The sequence below is a fragment of the Flavobacterium gawalongense genome (assembly GCF_007097265.1).
Taxonomy (GTDB): domain Bacteria; phylum Bacteroidota; class Bacteroidia; order Flavobacteriales; family Flavobacteriaceae; genus Flavobacterium; species Flavobacterium gawalongense.
Window position 1 is genome coordinate 107,361 of sequence record NZ_VJZP01000006.1, and the last position, 21,392, is coordinate 128,752.

At 34.2% G+C, this 21,392-nt stretch carries 14 protein-coding genes; 13 read left to right on the forward strand and 1 reads right to left on the reverse strand.

The genetic code is table 11. The features are described from left to right. Window positions 1-39: 39 nt before the first annotated feature. From pta to FNW38_RS05380, 13 genes are all read left to right on the forward strand, one after another. Window positions 40-2,133, forward strand: coding sequence for a phosphate acetyltransferase (gene pta / locus FNW38_RS05325; RefSeq protein WP_143386253.1), 2,094 nt, complete (start codon window positions 40-42; stop codon window positions 2,131-2,133). A 121-nt stretch (window positions 2,134-2,254) separates the two neighbouring features. Next, window positions 2,255-3,454, forward strand: coding sequence for an acetate/propionate family kinase (locus FNW38_RS05330; protein WP_143386252.1), 1,200 nt, complete (start codon window positions 2,255-2,257; stop codon window positions 3,452-3,454). 95 nt (window positions 3,455-3,549) lie between these two features. After that, entirely contained in the window at window positions 3,550-6,294 is a 2,745-nt protein-coding gene (locus FNW38_RS05335; RefSeq protein WP_235890150.1) for a helix-turn-helix and ligand-binding sensor domain-containing protein, read from the forward strand. 242 nt (window positions 6,295-6,536) lie between these two features. Then, a complete protein-coding gene (locus tag FNW38_RS05340; protein ID WP_143386250.1) occupies window positions 6,537-9,536 on the forward strand; it encodes a SusC/RagA family TonB-linked outer membrane protein in 3,000 nt (999 codons plus the stop codon). Between the two features lie 4 nt (window positions 9,537-9,540). Further along, the gene (locus tag FNW38_RS05345) at window positions 9,541-10,995 is read left to right on the forward strand and encodes a RagB/SusD family nutrient uptake outer membrane protein (RefSeq protein WP_144064658.1); all 1,455 of its coding nucleotides are present in this window, start codon (window positions 9,541-9,543) and stop codon (window positions 10,993-10,995) included. Between the two features lie 18 nt (window positions 10,996-11,013). Beyond that, the gene (locus FNW38_RS05350; protein WP_144064659.1) at window positions 11,014-11,916 is read left to right on the forward strand and encodes a LamG domain-containing protein; all 903 of its coding nucleotides are present in this window, start codon (window positions 11,014-11,016) and stop codon (window positions 11,914-11,916) included. Between the two features lie 73 nt (window positions 11,917-11,989). Further along, window positions 11,990-13,378, forward strand: a complete 1,389-nt coding sequence (locus FNW38_RS05355) for a glucoamylase family protein (RefSeq protein ID WP_144064660.1) — start codon at window positions 11,990-11,992, stop codon at window positions 13,376-13,378. A 6-nt stretch (window positions 13,379-13,384) separates the two neighbouring features. Next, the gene (locus FNW38_RS17720) at window positions 13,385-13,753 is read left to right on the forward strand and encodes a hypothetical protein (RefSeq protein ID WP_235890149.1); all 369 of its coding nucleotides are present in this window, start codon (window positions 13,385-13,387) and stop codon (window positions 13,751-13,753) included. After that, on the forward strand, window positions 13,744-14,091 hold the full coding sequence (locus FNW38_RS17725) for a carboxylesterase family protein (RefSeq protein WP_235890156.1): 348 nt from the start codon (window positions 13,744-13,746) through the stop codon (window positions 14,089-14,091). Before FNW38_RS17720 ends, FNW38_RS17725 begins: the two co-directional genes overlap by 10 nt. Beyond that, window positions 14,088-16,388, forward strand: a complete 2,301-nt coding sequence (gene bglX / locus FNW38_RS05365; protein WP_144064661.1) for a beta-glucosidase BglX — start codon at window positions 14,088-14,090, stop codon at window positions 16,386-16,388. Before FNW38_RS17725 ends, bglX begins: the two co-directional genes overlap by 4 nt. A gap of 2 nt (window positions 16,389-16,390) precedes the next feature. Further along, window positions 16,391-16,753 carry a glycoside hydrolase family 97 C-terminal domain-containing protein gene (locus tag FNW38_RS05370; RefSeq protein WP_235890148.1) on the forward strand — a complete coding sequence of 121 codons (363 nt, stop codon included), beginning with the start codon at window positions 16,391-16,393 and terminating at the stop codon, window positions 16,751-16,753. Between the two features lie 110 nt (window positions 16,754-16,863). After that, the gene (locus FNW38_RS05375) at window positions 16,864-18,624 is read left to right on the forward strand and encodes a discoidin domain-containing protein (RefSeq protein WP_143386245.1); all 1,761 of its coding nucleotides are present in this window, start codon (window positions 16,864-16,866) and stop codon (window positions 18,622-18,624) included. 102 nt (window positions 18,625-18,726) lie between these two features. Further along, window positions 18,727-20,118: a M28 family peptidase gene (locus tag FNW38_RS05380; protein ID WP_143386244.1), complete on the forward strand. Its 1,392-nt coding sequence runs from the start codon at window positions 18,727-18,729 to the stop codon at window positions 20,116-20,118. A gap of 79 nt (window positions 20,119-20,197) precedes the next feature. Here the strand turns inward: FNW38_RS05380 and FNW38_RS05385 are convergent, their stop codons facing one another. Next, window positions 20,198-21,289: a PAS domain-containing sensor histidine kinase gene (locus FNW38_RS05385; RefSeq protein ID WP_144064662.1), complete on the reverse strand. Its 1,092-nt coding sequence runs from the start codon at window positions 21,287-21,289 to the stop codon at window positions 20,198-20,200. Window positions 21,290-21,392: the final 103 nt, after the last annotated feature.

Below are 21,392 nucleotides of genomic sequence, written 5' to 3' on the forward strand. Positions count from 1 at the left end.
TATCCGATTTATTTTGGAATTAAATTAAAAAATAAAAAAATGAATAAGGCCATATATATAGCAACAAGTGAACAAAATAGTGGTAAATCGATTATAACTTTGGGGCTGATGAGTATGCTTATTGGCAAAACAGCCAAAGTCGGTTATTTTAGGCCTATTATAGAAGATTTTGAAGAAGGAGGATTTGACAATCATATAGAAACCGTGATTGGTCATTTTGGGTTGGATATTCAATTTGAAGATGCATATGCTATTACAAAAAGTAAACTAATCAAAAAGAAGAATAAAGGGAAAATAGGTGAGGTCCTTGATTTAATTATTGAAAAATACAAGAAATTAGAAGAACATTTCGATTTTGTTTTGGTTGAAGGAACCAGTTTTACTGGGGAAGGAACCGTTATCGAATTAGATATGAATGTTTTGATTGCCAAAAATCTTGGAATTCCAACTATTATTGTGGGTTCAGGAGTGGGTAAAACATTAGAGGAATTAATCGATAGTTTGTACCTAGTATACGATTCATTCAAAGTTAAAGAAGTAGAAGTTTTGGCCGTTATTGCGAATAAAGTCGAACCTGAAAACATTGAATTGGTGACTACTGGTTTAAGAAAAAGTTTACCGGAGAGTGTATTAGTGAATTCAATTCCTTTAATTTTAAATTTGAATAATCCCACAATTCAAGAAATTGTAAACAAATTAGATGCTAAAGTTTTATTTGGTTCCGCTTATTTAAACAATCAGACAGGTAATTTTAGTGTGGGTGCCATGCAGCTTTGTAATTACTTGTTGCACTTGAAAGAAAATAGTCTGGTGATTACGCCCGGAGACAGAGCCGACATTATTCTTGGTGCATTGCAAGCGAATGAATCGGTAAATTATCCAACAATTTCGGGAATACTTCTTACGGGAAATATATTACCTGAAGTTAGTATTTTAAAATTGATAGAAGGACTTTCTCCTGTTGTTCCCATTTTTGCTGTAGAGGAAGGAACGTATTATATTACCAATAAAATAGGTTCCATTAAATCCAAAATTTACGCTAACAACAAACAAAAGATTGAAACTTCCATAAACACTTTCGAAAAGTATGTAGACTTAGATAATTTGGCTGAAAAGCTAATTACTTTTGAAGCTGAGGGAATGACGCCAAAAATGTTCCAATACAACTTAGTAAAAAGAGCCAGAAAGTATAGAAAACATATTGTTTTACCGGAAGGGAATGACGAAAGAATCATTATTGCGGCTTCGCGATTATTAGCGATGGATGTGGTTGATATTTCGATTATTGGGAACAAAAAACAAATAGAGAATAAAGTTTCGGAACTGGGTTTAGCTTTTGATTTTTCTAAAATACACATCATTAATCCAATAGAATCGTTGCATTACGATGATTATGTAAATACGTATTATGAGTTGCGAAAAGCAAAAAACGTAACTTTAGGAATGGCCAAAGATTTGATGGAAGATGTTTCGTATTTTGGGACGATGATGGTATATAAAGGCGATGCAGACGGAATGGTTTCCGGCGCGGCACATACCACACAACAAACTATTTTACCAGCCTTGCAATTCATTAAAACAAAACCCAATTCCACTGTGGTTTCTTCCATATTTTTCATGTGTTTAGAAGACCGGGTTTCTGTTTTTGGGGATTGTGCCATCAATCCAAATCCTACCGCCGAGCAACTGGCAGAAATAGCGATTTCCTCTGCCGAGTCCAGTTTGGCTTTTGGAATTGAACCAAAAATTGCCATGCTTTCCTATTCATCTGGTTCTTCAGGAAAAGGAGATGAAGTCGATAAAGTAAGAACAGCCACGGAAATAGTAAGAAAAAAACGTCCAGATTTAAAAATTGAAGGACCTATTCAATATGATGCAGCAGTTGACATGGCTGTCGGAAAAAGTAAAATGCCAAATTCAGAAGTGGCAGGACAAGCCAGCGTTTTGATTTTTCCGGATTTAAATACGGGAAATAACACGTATAAAGCGGTGCAAAGAGAAACTGGCGCACTAGCAATTGGTCCAATGTTACAAGGATTGAACAAACCTGTAAATGATTTAAGCCGAGGTTGTACAGTAGATGATATTATAAATACAGTCGTGATTACAGCGATTCAAGCACAGGGGCTGTAGTTATGAGTTTAAACTAAGAATAAACAAACAAACAAACAAACAAACAAACAAACACAAAGTATATCCACCCAGTCTCCCTCTCCTTTGGAGAGGGTTGGGGTGAGGAAAAAACTAATAAATAATGAAAATAGTAATAATAAATTCAGGGAGTTCATCCATAAAATACCAATTAATCGACATGCCGGCTAATGAAGTCATTTGTTCGGGGATGATTGACAGAATAGGATTGGAAACTTCAAATCTTACTTACGTAACCAATAATAATAAATTAGAAGAAACGTTGCCTATTCCAAATCATAAAATTGGTTTGAAAAAAATCGCTCAATTGTTAATGGACGAGACAGTTGGAGTTATTAAAAGTACTGATGAGATTGAAGCTGTCGGGCATCGTGTGGTGCATGGCGGCAGTGCTTTTTCGAATACCGTAATCATTACCAGTGAAGTAAAAGATAAAATCAGACAGCTTTTTGATTTGGCACCTTTGCATAATCCTGCTAACTTGGAAGGAATAAATGTTGCGTCAGCAATTTTCAATACAGCAAAGCAAGTGGCTGTTTTTGATACGGCTTTCCATCAGACGATTCCTGTCGTGGCGCACAAATATGCATTGCCCAATTACCTTTTGACTGAAAATAAAATACGTGTATATGGTTTTCATGGAACGAGTCACAAATATGTTTCGGAAAATGCAATTCATTATTTGAAACAAAATTCTAAAAATAAAGGCTCGAAAATTATTACGATACATTTAGGAAATGGATGTAGCATGACAGCTATAAAAGACGGGAAAAGTGTCGATCATACGCTTGGTTTTGGTCCAATGAATGGTTTGATTATGGGAACCCGAAGCGGAGATGTGGATCAATCAGTGATTTTTTATCTGGTTAATTCGTTAGGGTATTCGCTTGAAGCCGTAAATACGATGCTGCAAAAACAAAGCGGAATGCTAGGACTTACCGGTTATAGCGATTTGAGAGACATTGAAGCAAATGCAGAAAAAGGAAATGTTGATTGTCAGTTGGCTTTAGATATGAATGCGTATCGGATTAAAAAATACATTGGTTCATACACTGCAGTTTTAAATGGTTTAGACGCTATTGTTTTTACAGCAGGAATTGGAGAGAATTCCTCTTACATTCGAAAACTGGTTTGTACGGATATGGATTATTTCGGAATTGAATTAGACGATTCCAAAAATGAAACTCGTTCTAAGGAAATTCGAGAAATTAATACACCCGATTCAAAAACAAAAATATTGGTTATTCCAACCAATGAAGAAATAGAAATTGCAAATCAGGTATTTGAATTGCTTTCAAATTAAAAAATGTCATTTTCTGAAAAAGCTTCTGCAGAGAAGCTTTTTTTATGGTTTTTATTTAAGAAATCTGTTTATATTTGGAGATAAAACGCCACATTTTGAAAGTAAGAATTACAGCAATAATCCTATTATATTTTATTTCATTCCAACTTTATTCTCAAGAGTTACTTCCTTTCGTCGAAAATTACAGCAAATCTAATTATCAGGGCGATAACCAGATTTGGAATGTGGCGCAAGGAAATGATGCTGCCATGTATTTTGCTAATAATTATTATTTACTGCGATACGATGGCGTAAAATGGGAGAAATATACCTTGCCTAACAAAACAATTATTCGCTCCATAATGGTTGACGGCAACAAGATTTATTCTGGTTCTTATAAAGAATTTGGGTATTGGTTTCGAAAAGAAGGAAAGATGCATTATGTTTCGATTTCCAAAGGCAATAAGGTTTTTGATGAAAAGAACAATGAAGAAATTTGGAAGATATTTAAGTTTAATAACAAAATTTACTTTCAGTCCTTTAATGGGGTTTTTCTCTTTGATGGAAAAGTAATCAAGGAAATAAAGCTTACCTTTCTTATTTCCTATTGCTTTGTGGTAGATAATGAATTATTGATTGCTTCAGTAGAGAAAGGGATTTATAAAATGAATAATGGTCGTATAGAAAAAGTAAAAGAATGGTCAGTTTTAGAAAATAATGTCATTCATGCCATTCAAAAACACCAAGACAAAACATATTTTTTTACTAAAAAAAATGGTGTTTATGTTCTGGAAAATGGCGTTTTGATTGCTTGGAAAAATCCTTTAAATGACATTTTGAAGGCTGCAAACATTAACATTGCCCAGTTTATAAAAAGCAATAAACTGATAATAGGAACAGCAAATAAAGGGGTTTACGTTTTTGATTTGAATGATGGTTCTTATAAAAACATCAATCGAAATAACGTCTTGATGAACAATTCTATTTTAAGTATTGGTCAGGACAAAGAGAATGATTTATGGTTGGGACTGGATAATGGAATTGCTCATATTGAAGTCAATTCTCCTATTTCTATTTTTTATGACAGTTCAGGGATTTTAGGTTCTGTCTATTCGGTGGCAAGCACTGCAAAGGGCTATCTGATGGCTTCTAATCATGGTGTTTTTAAATATGAGGACAAACAACTTTCATTGGTTCCAAATACACAAGGCCAGGCTTGGAATATCAGTAAAATAAATAATAAATACCTCATAGGCCATAATGAAGGGACTTTTATCTATGATAACGGATCATTCAATAAATTAAGTACTATAAATGGGGGTTGGAATTTAACAAAAAGCAGCATTAACAATTCGTATTTGCAAGCTACTTACAGTGGTGTGATCATTTATAATGACGCTAATGATTTGAATAAAAAGATAGTTGTAGAAGGACTATTGAAGCCTATTAAATATGTGGCCCAAAACAGGAAAAATGAGATTTGGGCTGCGGATAATAACAGAGGTTTGTATCGAATTCTTTATAATGATGCCTACGAGACAATCGATATCGATAATGTTACCCAACGCAGTAAAATCAACAATGATTTTGGCGTAAAAATATTTGAGTTCAGAAATGAAATCCTTTTTTTAATACACAATTCCTGGTACACTTATAATTCAATCACCAATCAGTTGGAAGGGAATGAATTGTTTAATTCCAATTTCAAAAACGTCTCTGATATTGTTGCTATTGACGAAAATAACTTCATGGTGCTTCAAGATGGACTTTTGTATCATGTTTATGCAGATGATAATAAATTCATTAGAAATAGTATTCAGGAGAAATATTATAAAGGAAAAATCATCAATGATAATTTGAAAGTATATAAGAATAACGACAGTTATCTTTTGAATCTGGATGATGGTTTTATTTCTCTTCAATTAAAATATAAAAATAAGCCAAGAACAAATGTAAAGATTGAAGCTTTCAACGATGATGTTTTGGTGGAAAATAAATCAAAAATCAAGCATAATTCAGAGCTTAAAATACATGTAATATCCGGAATTTATGGAGCGACAAGACCGGATTTGTTTTATAGAATAAATGGGACAAAAGAATTCATTCCTATAAAAGAAGGATTGATTATTTTGAATAACCTCAATAGTGGTTCTCACGATGTGACTATTTATGGTAACGATGGTTTGCATTATAATAAAGTTTCCAATTTTCAATTCATTGTTGCAAAGGCATGGTATTTTTCTTTGTGGATGATTTTAGTGTACCTGATTGTTATAGGTTTGATATTATATCTTTATTATAAATGGAATAAGATGAAATATATTCAGAAACTGAAATTACAGGAAGAAGAATTAAAGCATCAAAAGAAAATTCTGGAAATGGAATTAAAAGCCGAAAACGAGTTGAATGTTCAGGAGTATGAAAAGCATATTTTAGAACTCGAATTACAGTCAAAATCATCAGAAGTAGCTGGTAAATCACTTTCGATTGCCAAGCAAAGTGAAATGATAGAGAATATTCAAGGAATTTTAGATTCTGAAACGGATTTCAACAAACTAAAAAGCGAGATAAAAAAGGCCATAAAAATCAATGCGGTTAACAAGCATGAATGGGAAACATTTGAAACAAATTTGAATCAAATTCATAATGAGTTTATAATTAACCTTTCTAAAAAATATCCAAACCTGACTTCTAAGGATATTAAGCTTTGTATTTACTTAAAAATGAATCTTTCCTCCAAAGAAATTGCACCAATGATGAATATTTCTTTCAGAGGTGTTGAATTGCATCGCTATCGATTAAGAAAAAAATTGAACCTTGTTCAGGATGAAAACCTTTCCAAGTTTTTATTAAATATATAAATAAGTTATATTTTTTATAGATACTATATTATTTAAGTCAATTCTTTACGAAATTATAATACATCATTACTACATCATATAGATGTAGTACAATGCCTCTTTACCTTTCTTAGCTACTTTAAAACATAGATTTCTTGTCGTTTTTCAATATTTTGATGTATTCATGTAGTAACTCCATTATGGTTACTATAACGTTGTAATTATCTAATTTGGCTCCACTAACTTTAACAAATTATTAATATATGAGAAATTTTATTTTTAGCTTTTTAGCACTCATTCTACTTCCGGCGTACATGTCTGGTCAAGTAATTAAGGGAAAAGTATTGGATAAGGATGGGATTGGAATTCCTGGAGCAATGATAATTGCTGCCGATTCTAAGACTTCAGCTGATACTGATTTTGACGGTAATTTTAATATCAATGCCAAAGTAGGTGAGGTATTAAAAATTAGCATGGTAGGTTTTGATGCCATATCAGTGAATGCAACATCCGGGGTTATGAACATTACTTTGAAAGAAGCCAAAGACACCGAATTAAAAGAAGTGGTTGTTATTGGATATGGAACCAGAAAAAAGATTGATAATACCACCGCAATTACTTCATTAAAAGCAGAAGAAATATCTAAAACCAAAGTTTTGAATGCTTCACAAGCAATACAAGGTAAAGCCGCTGGTGTTCAAGTAATTTCTTCAGACTTGCCGGGAAGTACACCTTCTGTTGTTATTAGAGGTTTAGGAACTGCATTAGGAGGAAGAACTCCTTTATTTATTGTAGATGGTATGCCTACTGAGAATATTAATAACATCAATACCAATGATATTACATCATATGAGATATTGAAAGATGCTTCTTCATTAGCAATCTATGGAACCAGAGCTGCAAATGGTGTAATCATAATTACTACCAAAAAAGGAAAAGGGGATAAGGTTTCTGTAGAATTTGAAAGCTTTGCAGGTTTTAGAGAGCCTCTGAAAAAAGTAAAAATGGCAGGAAGTAACAAGTATGCTCATTATTCGAATGCAGCTTTGCAAACGACCACTTTTTCACAAGATCAACCTTTAAATACAGATTGGTTTGATGCAATTACCAGAACAGGATCGTATAATCAAAATAACGTATCGGTTTCTGGAGGAACAGAAAATATAAAATACTTTTTCAGTTTAGGAAATTATCAAGAGAAAGCAATTCTTAATGGCTTAGATTACAGTCGTACTACTTTTAGAAATAATAATGAATACAAAATTTCTAAAAAATTGACTTTGAATCAAAACTTTAGTTTCGGTTCAACAAATTCAACTCCAAAACCATTGAGTGCTTTTACAAATGCGTACAAGCAATCTCCAATAGTTCCGGTTCGTTTTCCAAATGGACAATATGGTGTGTCTTTTGTTGGAAACGATGGTTTTGCAGGAACAACAGGTTCTTCATTTAATAATGTAGGGAATCCTGTAGCTCAATTAGACTTTTTTAATGAAAAGCAAAAAAGCATAACATTGCAGGGCGGTTTAAAATTAGACTATGAAATTGTAAAAGCATTAAAATTTACATCGCAGTTTAATGGAGAATATTATACTTGGAAAAACTACAATTTCGAAGATACTAAAAACATCTGGTTAGCTGCTGATCCAAGTAGAGTTGCCTCTCAATACAGTGCTACAGCTAATATCAATTTATTAACTAAAGGAAGAAATCAATATTTCAACTGGAACTTATCTAATTATTTTACTTACAACAAAATTTTTGGAGAAATTCATGATATTGAAGTAACTGGAGGTATTGAAACTTCTGTTAAAGGTTCAAGAGAACAATTGACTATTGCCAGAAAAAATGTGAATGCTGATGCTAATTATTGGTCTTTAAAAGATGTTGATTATGTGGGAACCGTGACTAGCTATAAGGATGAAGTTTTTAATGAAAATAAATTGGCTTCTTATTTTGGCAGATTCCAATATAAATTAATGGACAGATACTTATTTACTGGTACAATTAGACGTGACGGTTCATCAAATTTTGGTAAAGATTACCGTTGGGGAACTTTCCCTGCCTTTGGTTTAGGCTGGATTGTTACCAAAGAAGAATTTTTGGCTAATGCAAAAGCAATCAATTTATTAAAATTAAGAGGAGGTTGGGGTAAATTAGGAAACCAAAATGTTCCTCTTAATAACCAAGCTTATACTTCAGGACTTAGTAGTTATTTGGGAGGTTCTATATTGAATGAAGGTACTACTATTAATTCTCAAGTTGACCCGAGTTTATCATGGGAAATTACAGAAGAAGCTTCTGCAGGTGTAGATTTTGAATTATTAGATAACAGATTGAAAGGATCGTTTGATGTTTATGATAAAAAAACAACTAATGTCATTTTAAATACAAAACCTTACACCACTTCTGGAATAAGCAATGCTTCACCTGCACATGTTGGGGAAGTTTCTAATAAAGGATATGAAGTAGCTTTACGTTGGGATGATAAACTAACCGATAACTTGAGTTACTGGATTGGAGGTAATTTTTCTAACAACAAAAATGAACTTACAGGTTTAAAAAATGCGACACTATCTCCAATTAATGGAGGAGGTTTAGGAAACGGACAGTGGACAAAATTACTGGATAATAGTTCTGTAGGTCAGCCATTGGGTAGTTTCTTTATGTATGAATATGCTGGTTTAGATGCTGCAAATGGTAAAATGTTATATTTTGACGCTAACGGTGCAAAAGTAACCCAAGATGTTTTAGCAGAAGCGGATAAAAAATATGTAGGTTCTATTTTACCAACTTCAACTTATGGTGTTACTTTAGGTTTGAACTATAAAAACTTTGATTTATCAGTTGATGGATACGGTACTTCTGGAGCAAAAGTGTACAACGGTAAAAAAGCACAACGTTTTACTGGAGAAAACATTGAAGAATCACTGGCAACCAATTTCTGGACACCAAACAATACAACTGCTTTGAATCCTGCACCATTTAATTTAGTTCCGGTAGCTTCTACTTACTATTTAGAATCAGGGGATTTCTTTAGAATCAATAATATTACGCTAGGATATAAAATTCCATTAGAAGGAGAATTTTTGAATTCTTGTAGAATATATGTGAATGCGATAAATCCATTTATTACTCAAAAATTCTCAGGTTTTTCTCCCGAATTAAATGGTAATGGCGATCCTTATGGGACTCAAGGTATCGAGTTGGATGCTTACCCTACATTAAGATCGTTTGTTATTGGTGCTAATTTAAAATTTTAATATTATGAAAAAGATATATATATCAATGTTTGTGCTATCCGCATACTTTGTTTCAGGATGTTCAAGCGATTATTTAGATGTAGATCAAACCGAATCTATTTCTACGAAAGATATAGCATTGTTCAACAATGATCAAGGAGCGGCTACTTTTGTAACGGCAATCTATAGTAAATTTTTAGATTGGAACATGACTTCATTTTCGTGGATTGGATTGTCAAGCATTGCTTCTGATGATGCTGATAAAGGATCTTCTCCCGGAGATACAGGTTCAGATAAAGATGTAATGGATGCATTGACTTACAATGCTTCAAGTCCGTCAACCAGTGAGATTTTTGCGGCTAATTATGAGGGAATTAACAGATGCAATCAAGCATTAAACATTATCCCACAATTAGATCAGGCAAATGCGTCTTTACGAGCCAGATTATTAGGCGAAGCTAAGTTTTTAAGAGCTTTCATGTATTTTACTTTGGTAAAAACCTATGGTGGTGTGCCAATTGTAGACCATTTGCCAAATCCATCTTCTGATGAAGATAGAATCATGCAATTAACACGCAAAACAAGTGCTGAAGTATATGCTTTAATCGAAAGTGATTTGGCTGATGCCATTGCGGCATTACCAAACAAATCAGAATATGCTGTTTCTGAAAAAGGAAGAGCTTCAAAAGGAGCCGCTTATGCACTGTTGGCAAAAGTAAATTTATATCAAAAAAACTGGCAGAAAGTCGTAGACAACTGTAATTTGATTACAGGATATGCTATAGTTTCAGATTATGCTTCTATGTTTAGATTGGCAGGGGAGAATGATGCAGAATCAATTTTTGAAATTCAAGGAACTGGTTCAACTCCGGCCAAAGGAATCTCAGGATATTCAGCTACACAAGGTGCCCGTGGTGCCGGTGGATGGGGATGGGGCTTCAATACACCATCTCAAAGTTTGGTAAATGCTTATGAAGCAGGTGATGCAAGAAAAAATGCAACAATCATTTTTGCAGGAACTACTTTATACGATGGTAGAGTAGTACCAACAACCGTAGAAAATCCTAGATACAATTATAAAGCGTATTCTTCTGCTTATACGGATGCATGGGAAACAGATGTGAATATCAAATATTTGAGATATGCTGAAGTACTATTAATGAAAGCCGAAGCATTAAACGAATTGAATCAAACTTCTGCGGCTATTCCTTTGTTAAACCAAATCAGAACAAGAGCTGGATTAGGAAATACAACTGCAGTATCCCAGGCGGATGTTAGAATAGCAATCTGGAAAGAAAGAAGAGTTGAAATGGCTTTTGAGCACGATAGATTCTTTGATTTAGTACGTACAGGTCAAGCCGTTGCCGCTTTTGCCATTGATGGAAAAACGTTTGTTGCAGGTAAACATGAATTGTTTCCATTGCCTCAATCATTCATTACGCAATCAAACGGATTGTCAGCACAAAATCCTGGTTATTAATTTTAAAAAACAGTAAAAATGAAAAAAAATAAATATATTTTCTTATTTGCTTCTGTTCTGGCTTCACAATTTTTTGTGAGCTGTAATGAGGATAGTATAGATAAAGTAAACAGTCCAATTCCTTACGAGTCAATTGGAGGTTATGAAAACTCAGATGATATTGCTGCCAGTAATTTGATTGCTAAACTGAGTTTTGAGGACAATATCGCGGATTCAAAGAATGGAATTACAGGTGGAGTTGGAACAAATGTTTCTTATGATAATGGTGTAAAAGGGAAAGCGTATAAAGGATCTTCAAGTTCTTTTATCGCTTATAGTACAGTAGCAAGTTCTTTGGTAGATATAAAGAGCATTACTGTTTCTATGTGGATCAATACGAATCCACATACGGGAGGAGCACAATCCTTATTTATGTTACCAAAAACAACAGATTTTTGGGGGAATATTTTCTCATTGATTGAAGGTACTGGTCCGGCCACTACTATGTTAATGAAAAATCACCTTCAAAAAGATGTAACTCCAAGTATTGCCTGGTCAGGTCAGTTTATTGAACACAGCGGTACTAACGTATTAACTAATATGTTTGGGAAATGGAAGCATGTGGTATGGACGTATAGTGGGGCCAGTTCTACTTACAGTATGTATATTGATGGACAAAAGCTTGATTTGCCTGCTTCAATAGCAAAAAGATATGCTAGCGACCCTCTTGCTGGTGGAGTTGGATATGGCGAACTAGCTAATTCAAATGTTTCAAAATTCATTATTGGGGGATATCAACAACATTTAGGTGCACCCTGGGGTGCTCCGGATGGTTGGATGTTGAATTATACAGGTCTAATGGATGAGTTTAGAATTTATAACGCTGCTCTTTCTGACAATGAAGTTGTTGCTTTATATAAATTAGAAAAAGATAACAGATAAAGGTCTATTGACGCACCTAGTTTGCATAAAACTAGGTGTGTATTTTTAGTTATTAATCCAATTATTTATAAAAATGAAAAGTAGCCTATTCTTGTTAATTTTTTTGAGTATTTTGAACTCTTGTTCTTCATCATCCCCTGAAGGTAAGGGTGGCGGAGGTACTCCATTGCCAACAACTCTTACAACTCCTATTCCCGTTTTAACGGATACCGAAGCTTTGGATCAAGTTCAAAAAGATGCGATCAAATATTTTTGGGATTATGCTGAAACCAATTCAAAATTAGCCCGGGAAAGGTATCATACCGATGTTCCTAATTTTGAAGCTAATATCGTTACAACTGGAGGCTCGGGTTTTGGATTAATGTCAATTGTAGTTGGTGTAGAACGTGGATTTGTTAATAGAACTGAAGCTGTTTCAAGACTTGCTACTGCTTTAACTTTTCTCGAAAATGCAGATCGTTTTCACGGTGCATGGCCACATTGGATAAATGGGACAACAGGTAAAGTAATTCCATTTGGAACTAAAGATAATGGAGGGGATTTAGTAGAAACCTCTTTTTTATGTCAGGGTTTATTAACCGTGAGAGAATATTTCAAAAATGGAACTACTGCAGAACAAGCACTTGCAATCAAAGCAGATAATTTATGGAAAGGCGTAGAGTGGGACTGGTACACCAAAGGCGAAAATGCTTTATACTGGCATTGGTCTCCTACTTATGGTTGGGAAATGAATTTTAAACTGGAAGGATACAATGAATGTTTGATTACTTATGTAATGGGTGCTGCTTCTCCAACACATCCTATTCCGGCAGCAGCGTATCATCAAGCTTGGGCAAGAAGTGGAGCAATTGTAAATGGTGGTTCTCAATACGGCATTCCAGTACTATTCAATTATAATGGAGCTACAGGAAATGTAGGTCCTATGTTTTGGGCGCATTATTCGTATTTAGGTTTAGATCCTACTAACTTGACGGATCAGTATGCAGATTATTGGGCATTGACTCAAAATCACGCTAAAATCATGAACAAATATTGTATTGCTAATCCAAAACAATGGAATGGTTATTCTGAAAAATGTTGGGGACTTACGGCAAGTTATACTAGAAATGCAGATGGCACAACTGGGTATACTGCTCATCAACCTTTGAATGATACAGGAGTAATTTCGCCAACGGCAGCTTTGTCCTCTTTCCCTTTTACACCTGCTGAAAGTATGAAATTCCTGCATTATTTATATGATGAGAAAAAGAGTTCTTTAGTTGGAATTGCGGGACCTTATGATGCTTTTTCTCCGCATTATAATTGGGTAACATCACGATATTTGGCAATCGATCAAGGTACAATTGCACCAATGGTTGAAAATTATCGTACCGGTTTATTATGGAAATTATTTATGAATTCAACTGAAGTAAAACAAGGTTTAGTAAAACTTGGTTTTCATTCCGGGAAATATAATTTTTAAGGAATTATGAAGTATAAAATTATAATAATTGCCTTTTTATTTTCATGGAATTCCTTTTCACAATCGGAGGTAAATGGGAAAATGAAAACCGAAATCGTGCAAAAACACGAATTAGGTTATGCATTACATATTCCAGCGAATACTAAAGAAAAAAAGCCATTGATTATTTTTCTACATGGTTCTGGTGAAAAAGGATCGGATATTGAAAAAGTAAAAATTCATGGTCCTTTCAAATACTTAAAAAGCCACGAATTAGATGCTTATATTCTGGCCCCGCAATGTCCTGAAAATGAATATTGGGATGAAGAAGTGTTGTATCGCCTGATTTTAAAAATCCAAAAAGAAAATATATTGATAGAGACAGAATTTACCTAACGGGTCTAAGCATGGGAGGTTGGGGTGCTTGGAATCTTGCTTTTGCACATCCTGAAATAGTTGCGGCATTAGTTCCTATTGCAGGATTTGTAGATAGAGTTCCGATGATAGAAGATTGTAAAATCAAGAACATTCCTACCCGAATTTTTCATGGTTTGTTAGATGATGTTGTCCATGTCGATTACGCGATTACCATTTATAAAAAATTAAAGGCCTGTGATGCTAACGTCCAGCTAACCATCTTTGATGATGCGGGCCACGATAGCTGGTCGAAAGTATATGACAACCAAGAAATTTATGATTGGATGTTTCAACAAATTAAAACAGATAAAAAATGAAAATTAAACTAATTATACTACTCTTTGGCTTTTCACTTTTTGGCTACAGCCAAAAAAAGGCAGCTAAAAAGACGGTTAAAATTAAACCCAAAACCGAATTCGTAGCCGAATTAATGTCGAAAATGACTTTGGAGGAGAAAATAGGTCAATTAAACTTGCCCACTTCGGGAGATATTACAACTGGAGCAGCCAATAGTTCTAATGTGGCTAAAAATATTGAAGAAGGTAAAGTTGGTGGTTTATTTAATATCAAGTCCGTTCAAAAAATCAAAGAAGTACAAAAGATTGCAGTTGAAAAAAGCCGATTGAAAATCCCATTACTTTTTGGAATGGACGTTATTCATGGCTATGAAACGACTTTTCCTATTCCGCTTGGATTATCTTGTACCTGGGATATGAAACTGATCGAAAGAAGTGCACAAATTGCAGCTCAGGAAGCCAGTGCTGATGGAATCAACTGGACTTTTTCTCCTATGGTTGATATTTCTCGTGATCCGCGTTGGGGAAGAGTTTCTGAAGGTTCGGGTGAAGATCCGTTTTTGGGAAGCCAAATTGCAAAAGCAATGGTGCATGGATATCAACAAGATGATTTGTCAAAAAATAATACCATTTTATCCTGTGTAAAACACTTTGCTTTGTATGGTGCGCCCGAAGCAGGACGTGATTACAACACCGTTGATATGAGCAGAATAAAAATGTATAATGATTATTTTCCTCCATACAAAGCCGCTGTTGATGCCGGAGTTGGTTCGGTGATGGCATCTTTCAATGAAATTGATGGGATTCCTGCAACTGGAAACAAATGGTTGATGACCGATGTGTTGAGAAAGCAATGGGGCTTTAAAGGTTTTGTTGTTACTGATTTTACAGGAATTCCTGAAATGATGGAACACGGAATGGGTGATTTGCAAACGGTATCTGCTTTGGCTCTAAATGCTGGTGTTGAAATGGATATGGTGGGCGAAGGTTTTCTTACTACTTTAAAGAAATCATTGGCTGAAAACAAAGTGAGTATGGAGCAAATTGATAATGCTGTTCGACTTATTTTAAATGCCAAATATGATTTGGGATTGTTTCAAGATCCGTACAAATATTGTGATGAAAAAAGAGCTAAAACTGAAATTTTCACTAGTAGTAATAGAGCTGAAGCCAGAAAAATTGCCACTCAATCTTTGGTTTTATTAAAAAACCAAAACCAATTGCTTCCTTTGAAAAAATCAGGTACTGTTGCCGTGATTGGGCCATTGGCTGATGCTAAAGAAAACATGGCGGGGACCTGGAGCGTGGCCACTAATATGCAAACATCGATTTCATTGATAGCGGGAATTAAAGAAGGGGTAGGAAATTCAACTAAAGTGCTTTATGCCAAAGGAAGTAATCTGGATTATGATGCAGCTTTCGAAGAAAAAGCAACCATGTTTGGTAAAACCCTGCATCGCGATAGCAGAACCAAGGAAGAATTACTTGCGGAAGCTTTGAAAACCGCCAATCAATCGGATGTAATTATTGCTGCTCTTGGTGAATCTGCTGAAATGAGTGGAGAAAGCAGTAGCAGAACCAATTTAGAAATTCCACAAGCTCAAAAAGATTTGTTACAGGAATTGCTTAAAACAGGAAAACCAGTGGTTTTGGTTTTATTTACTGGGCGTCCATTGGTTTTAAATCAAGAAAACGCAACTGTTCCTGCTATTCTTAATACTTGGTTTGCAGGAAGTGAAGCAGGGAGCGCTATTGCTGACGTTTTGTTTGGAAATGAAAATCCTTCGGGGAAGTTGACTGCTACTTTCCCTAGAAGTGTAGGGCAGGTGCCTATTTACTACAATCAAAAAAATACAGGAAGGCCACTTTTAAATAAAGAAGGAAAGTTCGAAAAATTCCGATCTAATTATATTGACCTGAGAAATGAACCTTTATTTCCTTTTGGCTTTGGATTGAGTTACACCACATTCGACTATTCGAACCTGAAAATTTCATCGGATAAAATGAATTTCAACGAAAAAGTAACCGTTACCGTTGATGTTACAAATACTGGAAATTTTGATGGGAAAGAAGTCGTTCAATTGTACATAAGAGATTTAGTAGGTTCTGTTACAAGGCCTATAAAAGAGTTGAAAGGATTTCAGAAAATCAATATAAAAAAGGGAGAAAAACAAACGGTAACTTTTGAAATTTCCGTTGAAGAGTTGAAGTTTTATAATTCAGATTTACAATTTATTGCGGAACCTGGTGCCTTTCAAGTTTTTGTCGGCCCTGATTCCACTACAGAGAAGAAAGTTAGTTTGGAGTTGATTAAATAAATGTGGTTTGTTTATTTAGTGATGACCCTTCGGTAGCAATACCGAAGGGTTTTTTGACCAAAAGAAATGAAATTGTTATGACTGGTGATTATTTGACGATTGCCACAAAAGCAAGAGGAAAGGAATCTTGGTTTCTTGGAGCAATTACAGATGAAAATGCAAGAATAGCAGAAATGGCTTTAAATTTTCTTACCAAAGGGGAAAAGTATAAAACCATTGTTTATGAAAATACAAAAGATGCCGATTGGCAAAAAAATCCTATCGCTTACAAAATAAGAATGATAGTAGTAACAAACAAATCAAAAATCAATTTGAATATGGCACCAGCAGGAGGAACAGCGATAAGCTTCGAACCAATTCAATAAAAAACATATCCTGCAAGATTTTGAACACTTGCAGGATATGTTTTTTATTGAATTGTAATAGACTGCTCTCTTTTGGTGAAATTCGAAGTGATAAAAACCACAATATTAAAATGAAAACCATCAAAAACACACTTTTCAGTTTACTCATTTGCTTTTTTTTAAATGCAAATGCGCAGCAAAAAACCTATTGCAATCCCATCAATATTGATTATGGATATTGCCCAATTCCAAACTTCGTAACACAAGGAAAACATCGTGCTACTGCAGATCCTGTAATTGTAAATTTCAAAGGCAAATTTTTTCTGTTTTCGACTAATCAATGGGGATATTGGTGGAGTGATGATATGAGCAATTGGAATTTTGTACCGCGGAAATTTTTATTGCCGCAACACAAAGTATATGATGAATTATGTGCGCCAGCTGTTTTTGTAATGAAAGACGAAATGTATGTTATAGGATCTACGCACGAACCAACTTTCCCAATATGGAAGAGCAAAAATCCAACCAAGGACGAATGGGAAATAGCAACAGATTCATTGAAAGTAGGAGCCTGGGATCCAGGATTTTTATATGATGAAGAAAAAGATAAATTATTTTTGTACTGGAATTCAAGCAATGAATTTCCTATTTTAGGGACTGAAATTAATACTAAAACATTGCAATCTGAAGGTTTTGTAAAACCCATGATTTCATTGCATCCTAATGATCATGGTTGGGAACGATTTGGAGAATATAACGACAATACTTTTTTGCAACCTTTTATGGAAGGGGCATGGATGACAAAACACAATGGGAAATATTATTTGCAATACGGAGCACCGGCAACCGAATTTAGTGGTTATGCCGATGGTGTTTTTGTAAGCAATGATCCCTTACTAGGTTTTGCTTATCAAGCCCATAATCCTTTTTCGTATAAACCGGGGGGATTTGCCCGTGGAGCGGGTCATGGTGCTACCTATCAAGATAATTTCAAAAATTACTGGCATGTTTCAACTATAGTTGTAGGGGTCAAAAATAGTTTTGAGCGTCGACTAGGGATTTGGCCTGCTGGTTTTGATAAAGATGATGTGATGTATTGCAATACGGCCTATGGCGATTATCCAACGCAATTACCAACCAAAAATGCCGATCATATCAAAGGTTTATTTACGGGTTGGATGGTATTAAATTATAATAAACCCGTACAAGTTTCTTCTACTTTGGGTGGATTTCAACCGAATCTGGCTGTTGATGAAGATATAAAAACCTATTGGAGTGCCAAAACTGCTAATGCCGGTGAATGGTTTCAATCCGATTTGGGTGACGTTTCGACCGTAAATGCTATCCAAATAAATTATGCCGATCAGGATGCAGAGTTTATGGGGAAAACAATTGGTAAGTTTCATCAATATAAAATTTTAGCTTCGATTGACGGAAAAAAATGGACTGTTGCAGTTGATAAAAGTGTCAATAAGAAAGATGTTCCGCATGACTATATTGAATTAGAAACACCAATAAAAGCTCGTTTTTTAAAATTAGAAAACATAAAAATGCCAACAGGTAAATTTGCTTTAAGCGGATTCAGGGTTTTTGGAAAAGGAGCTGGAGAAAAACCAAAAGCGGTAGAAAATTTTGTTGTGCTTCGTGCAGAAAAAAATAAATTTGGTGAGAGAAGAAGTTCTTGGATGAAATGGGAACAAAACGATAGAGCTGATGGATATGTAATTTACTTTGGAAAATCGCCGGATAAATTATACGGAAGTATTATGGTTTATAGTAAAAATGATTATTTCTTTACAGGAATGGATCGAGAGGATACTTATTATTTCCAAATTGAAGCATTCAATAATAATGGTATCAGCACAAGAAGTGAGATTAAGAAAGTGGAATAAATTTGCTTCACAATTTAATCCGTTGGGTATAATTATTTTTTGATAGTTATACCCAACTTGTTTTTTAATATATTTGAATTCCAAATTGTAATAAAAAAATTAATGAAAAAATCAATCGTATCTGTTGTCCTGGTTTTAAATAGCTTTTTTCTTTTTGCGCAAACAAACGATGAAAAAACCATCAAGGAAATCTATAAATCAGCATTAACTAATTCTAAATGTTATTCTTGGTTGGATTATTTATCCAATAAAATCGGAGCTCGATTATCAGGCTCTGCCAGCGCTGAAAAAGCAGTTCAATATACCAAAGCACAACTGGAAACACTGGGTTTAGACAGAGTTTATCTTCAGGAAGTAATGGTGCCAAAATGGGTACGTGGCGAAAAAGAAACAGCCTATATTCAAGATAAAAAGACTAAAATAAATGTTCCTATTTGTGCTTTAGGTGGATCTATAGCTACACCAAAAAACGGACTTACTGCTGAAGTAATTGAAGTGCAAAGCATTAAAGAATTAACTGATTTAGGGAATAAAATAAAAGGTAAGATTGTATTTTTCAACAGACCGATGGAACCGGAAAATATAGAAACATTTAAATCCTATGGCGGTTGCGTGGATCAAAGATATGCTGGGGCAAAAGAAGCATCAAAGTTTGGTGCTGTGGGTACAATTGTGCGTTCCATGAATTTACGATTGGATGATTTTCCGCACACAGGAGTACAAAGTTATGGTGATATTTCAAAATCGGAATACATTCCTACAGCTGCCATTAGTACCAATGGAGCGGAATTATTAAGCAAAACTTTGAAAAACAATCCAAATTTAAAATTTTATTTTAAGCAATCCTGTAAGCAGATGGAGGATGTTTTGTCATACAATGTCATAGGAGAAATAAAAGGAAGTGAAAATCCGGAAAATATTATGGTTGTTGGCGGACATCTTGATTCTTGGGATTTAGCTGATGGTTCTCATGATGATGGCGCAGGTGTGGTGCAAAGTATGGAAGTGGTAAACATCTTCAAAAAAATTGGCTATAAGCCCAAAAATACCATTCGTGTCGTGCTGTTTATGAATGAGGAAAATGGAGGCAGAGGTGGAGACAAATATGAAGAATTGGCTCAAGCCAATAAGGAAAATCACATTTTTGCTTTAGAAAGTGATTCGGGCGGATTTAGTCCAAGAGGTTTTTCATTTGAAAGTGATGATGTTAATTTCAACAAAATTCTGACTTGGAAAAACCTCTTCGAACCTTATTTAATTCATAGTTTTGTAAAAGGACACAGTGGCTCAGATATTGATCCATTAACGTCTAAAACACTTGTAAAAGCGGGATTAAAACCAGATTCGCAACGTTATTTCGATTATCATCATGCCGGGAATGATACCTTTGATGCCATAAATAAAAGAGAATTGGAGTTGGGAGCAGCAACCATGGCTTCTTTGATGTATTTGATAGATCAAAATGGAATTGAAAAAAGTAAGGAAAATCAATAAGGGATAGAAAACATTTTGGTATCTAAATCTAAAACTTAAGAATAAATTTTAAGGATATAAATAGGAAGGTGTAAAATTTTCAATTTTTAAAAAAAATCGTGAATTTTGCACCTTCATTAATTTTACTTTCCACTTCAATACGGCCACCTAGATTGGTTATGTGATTGTAAATTAAGTAAAGACCTATTCCATTACTGTCAATATGGTTATGAAATTTTTGATGCAATCCGAAAATTTTGTCTTTAACTTTTTCCATATCAAAACCAAGGCCATTATCAGAATAAATTAATTGACTGACTCCGTTTACTTTTTTAGAATAAATAGTGATACATGGTAATGTGTCCGGTTTAGCGTATTTAATTGAATTTGTAATTAAGTTTAGAAATATACTTTTAAGGTATTCTTTATTGAAATTAATTTCAGGAAGCTCTGAAAAGTCAATATTAATGATGATTTTTGAATTTTCTATTAAAGAGTTTATAGAAAGTAACACTTCATTTAAATAATCATTCAAGCTTAATTCTTCAATGGGAGCATTTAATTCATCTTTTTGAATTAACTCATCTACAGAATTTTTTATCGTTTGTCTTAAAGTCTCCGTTGTTGATTTTAGTATAGTTATGAATTCAAGTGTTTCAGGATCATTAATTTTCGAAATATCAATCAGGCTGAATACAGAGAGTAAATTATTTACGGGAGACTTCAAGTCATGCGAAGTGGTGTATGTTAAATGCTTGAGGTCTTTATTGATTTTTGTCAGATTTGCAAGAAGTAAGTTTCGTTCCTCTTCAATTCTTTTTTTGTGTGTAATGTTTTTAGCGATAGCATAAACCAGTTGTTCATTTTCTACCGGCATTGATGTCCAAGATAACCATACAATGGCTCCACTTTTAGTTAAATACCGATTTTCAAAATTTAAAAGGGGCTTGTTTTTATATACTTGTTCTCTAGTTTCGATAGTAATTTTAAGGTCTGCTGCATAAACAAAACTACTTATGGGGTTAGCATACAATTCCTCATCCGAATAACCTAATAATTTTGAAACAGCGGGATTTATTCTCTTGAAATAGCCATCAAATCCTGCAATACAAATAAAATCAGCTGAGATATTAAAAAAATTATCGAAGTGATATTCCCCATCTGAATCAGGATTTCTTTTTTTTATAGTCATGGAGTGTAAAAGTTATTTGTTATTCGGATTTTAGACAAATATTTTATGAATCGTTTAATTTTAGAAGAAACCATAATATCCAAATTTAGCCAATAATTATTTA

Excerpts from the sequence above, each read along its gene's own strand:
- pta (WP_143386253.1), top strand. The coding sequence starts at position 40 with ATGAATAAGGCCATATATATAGCAACAAGTGAACAAAATAGTGGTAAA.
- FNW38_RS05330 (WP_143386252.1), top strand. The coding sequence starts at position 2,255 with ATGAAAATAGTAATAATAAATTCAGGGAGTTCATCCATAAAATACCAA.
- FNW38_RS05340 (WP_143386250.1), top strand. The coding sequence starts at position 6,537 with ATGAGAAATTTTATTTTTAGCTTTTTAGCACTCATTCTACTTCCGGCG.
- FNW38_RS05345 (WP_144064658.1), top strand. The coding sequence starts at position 9,541 with ATGAAAAAGATATATATATCAATGTTTGTGCTATCCGCATACTTTGTT.
- FNW38_RS05350 (WP_144064659.1), top strand. The coding sequence starts at position 11,014 with ATGAAAAAAAATAAATATATTTTCTTATTTGCTTCTGTTCTGGCTTCA.
- FNW38_RS05355 (WP_144064660.1), top strand. The coding sequence starts at position 11,990 with ATGAAAAGTAGCCTATTCTTGTTAATTTTTTTGAGTATTTTGAACTCT.
- FNW38_RS17720 (WP_235890149.1), top strand. The coding sequence starts at position 13,385 with ATGAAGTATAAAATTATAATAATTGCCTTTTTATTTTCATGGAATTCC.
- bglX (WP_144064661.1), top strand. The coding sequence starts at position 14,088 with ATGAAAATTAAACTAATTATACTACTCTTTGGCTTTTCACTTTTTGGC.
- FNW38_RS05375 (WP_143386245.1), top strand. The coding sequence starts at position 16,864 with ATGAAAACCATCAAAAACACACTTTTCAGTTTACTCATTTGCTTTTTT.
- FNW38_RS05380 (WP_143386244.1), top strand. The coding sequence starts at position 18,727 with ATGAAAAAATCAATCGTATCTGTTGTCCTGGTTTTAAATAGCTTTTTT.
- FNW38_RS05385 (WP_144064662.1), bottom strand. The coding sequence starts at position 21,289 with ATGACTATAAAAAAAAGAAATCCTGATTCAGATGGGGAATATCACTTC.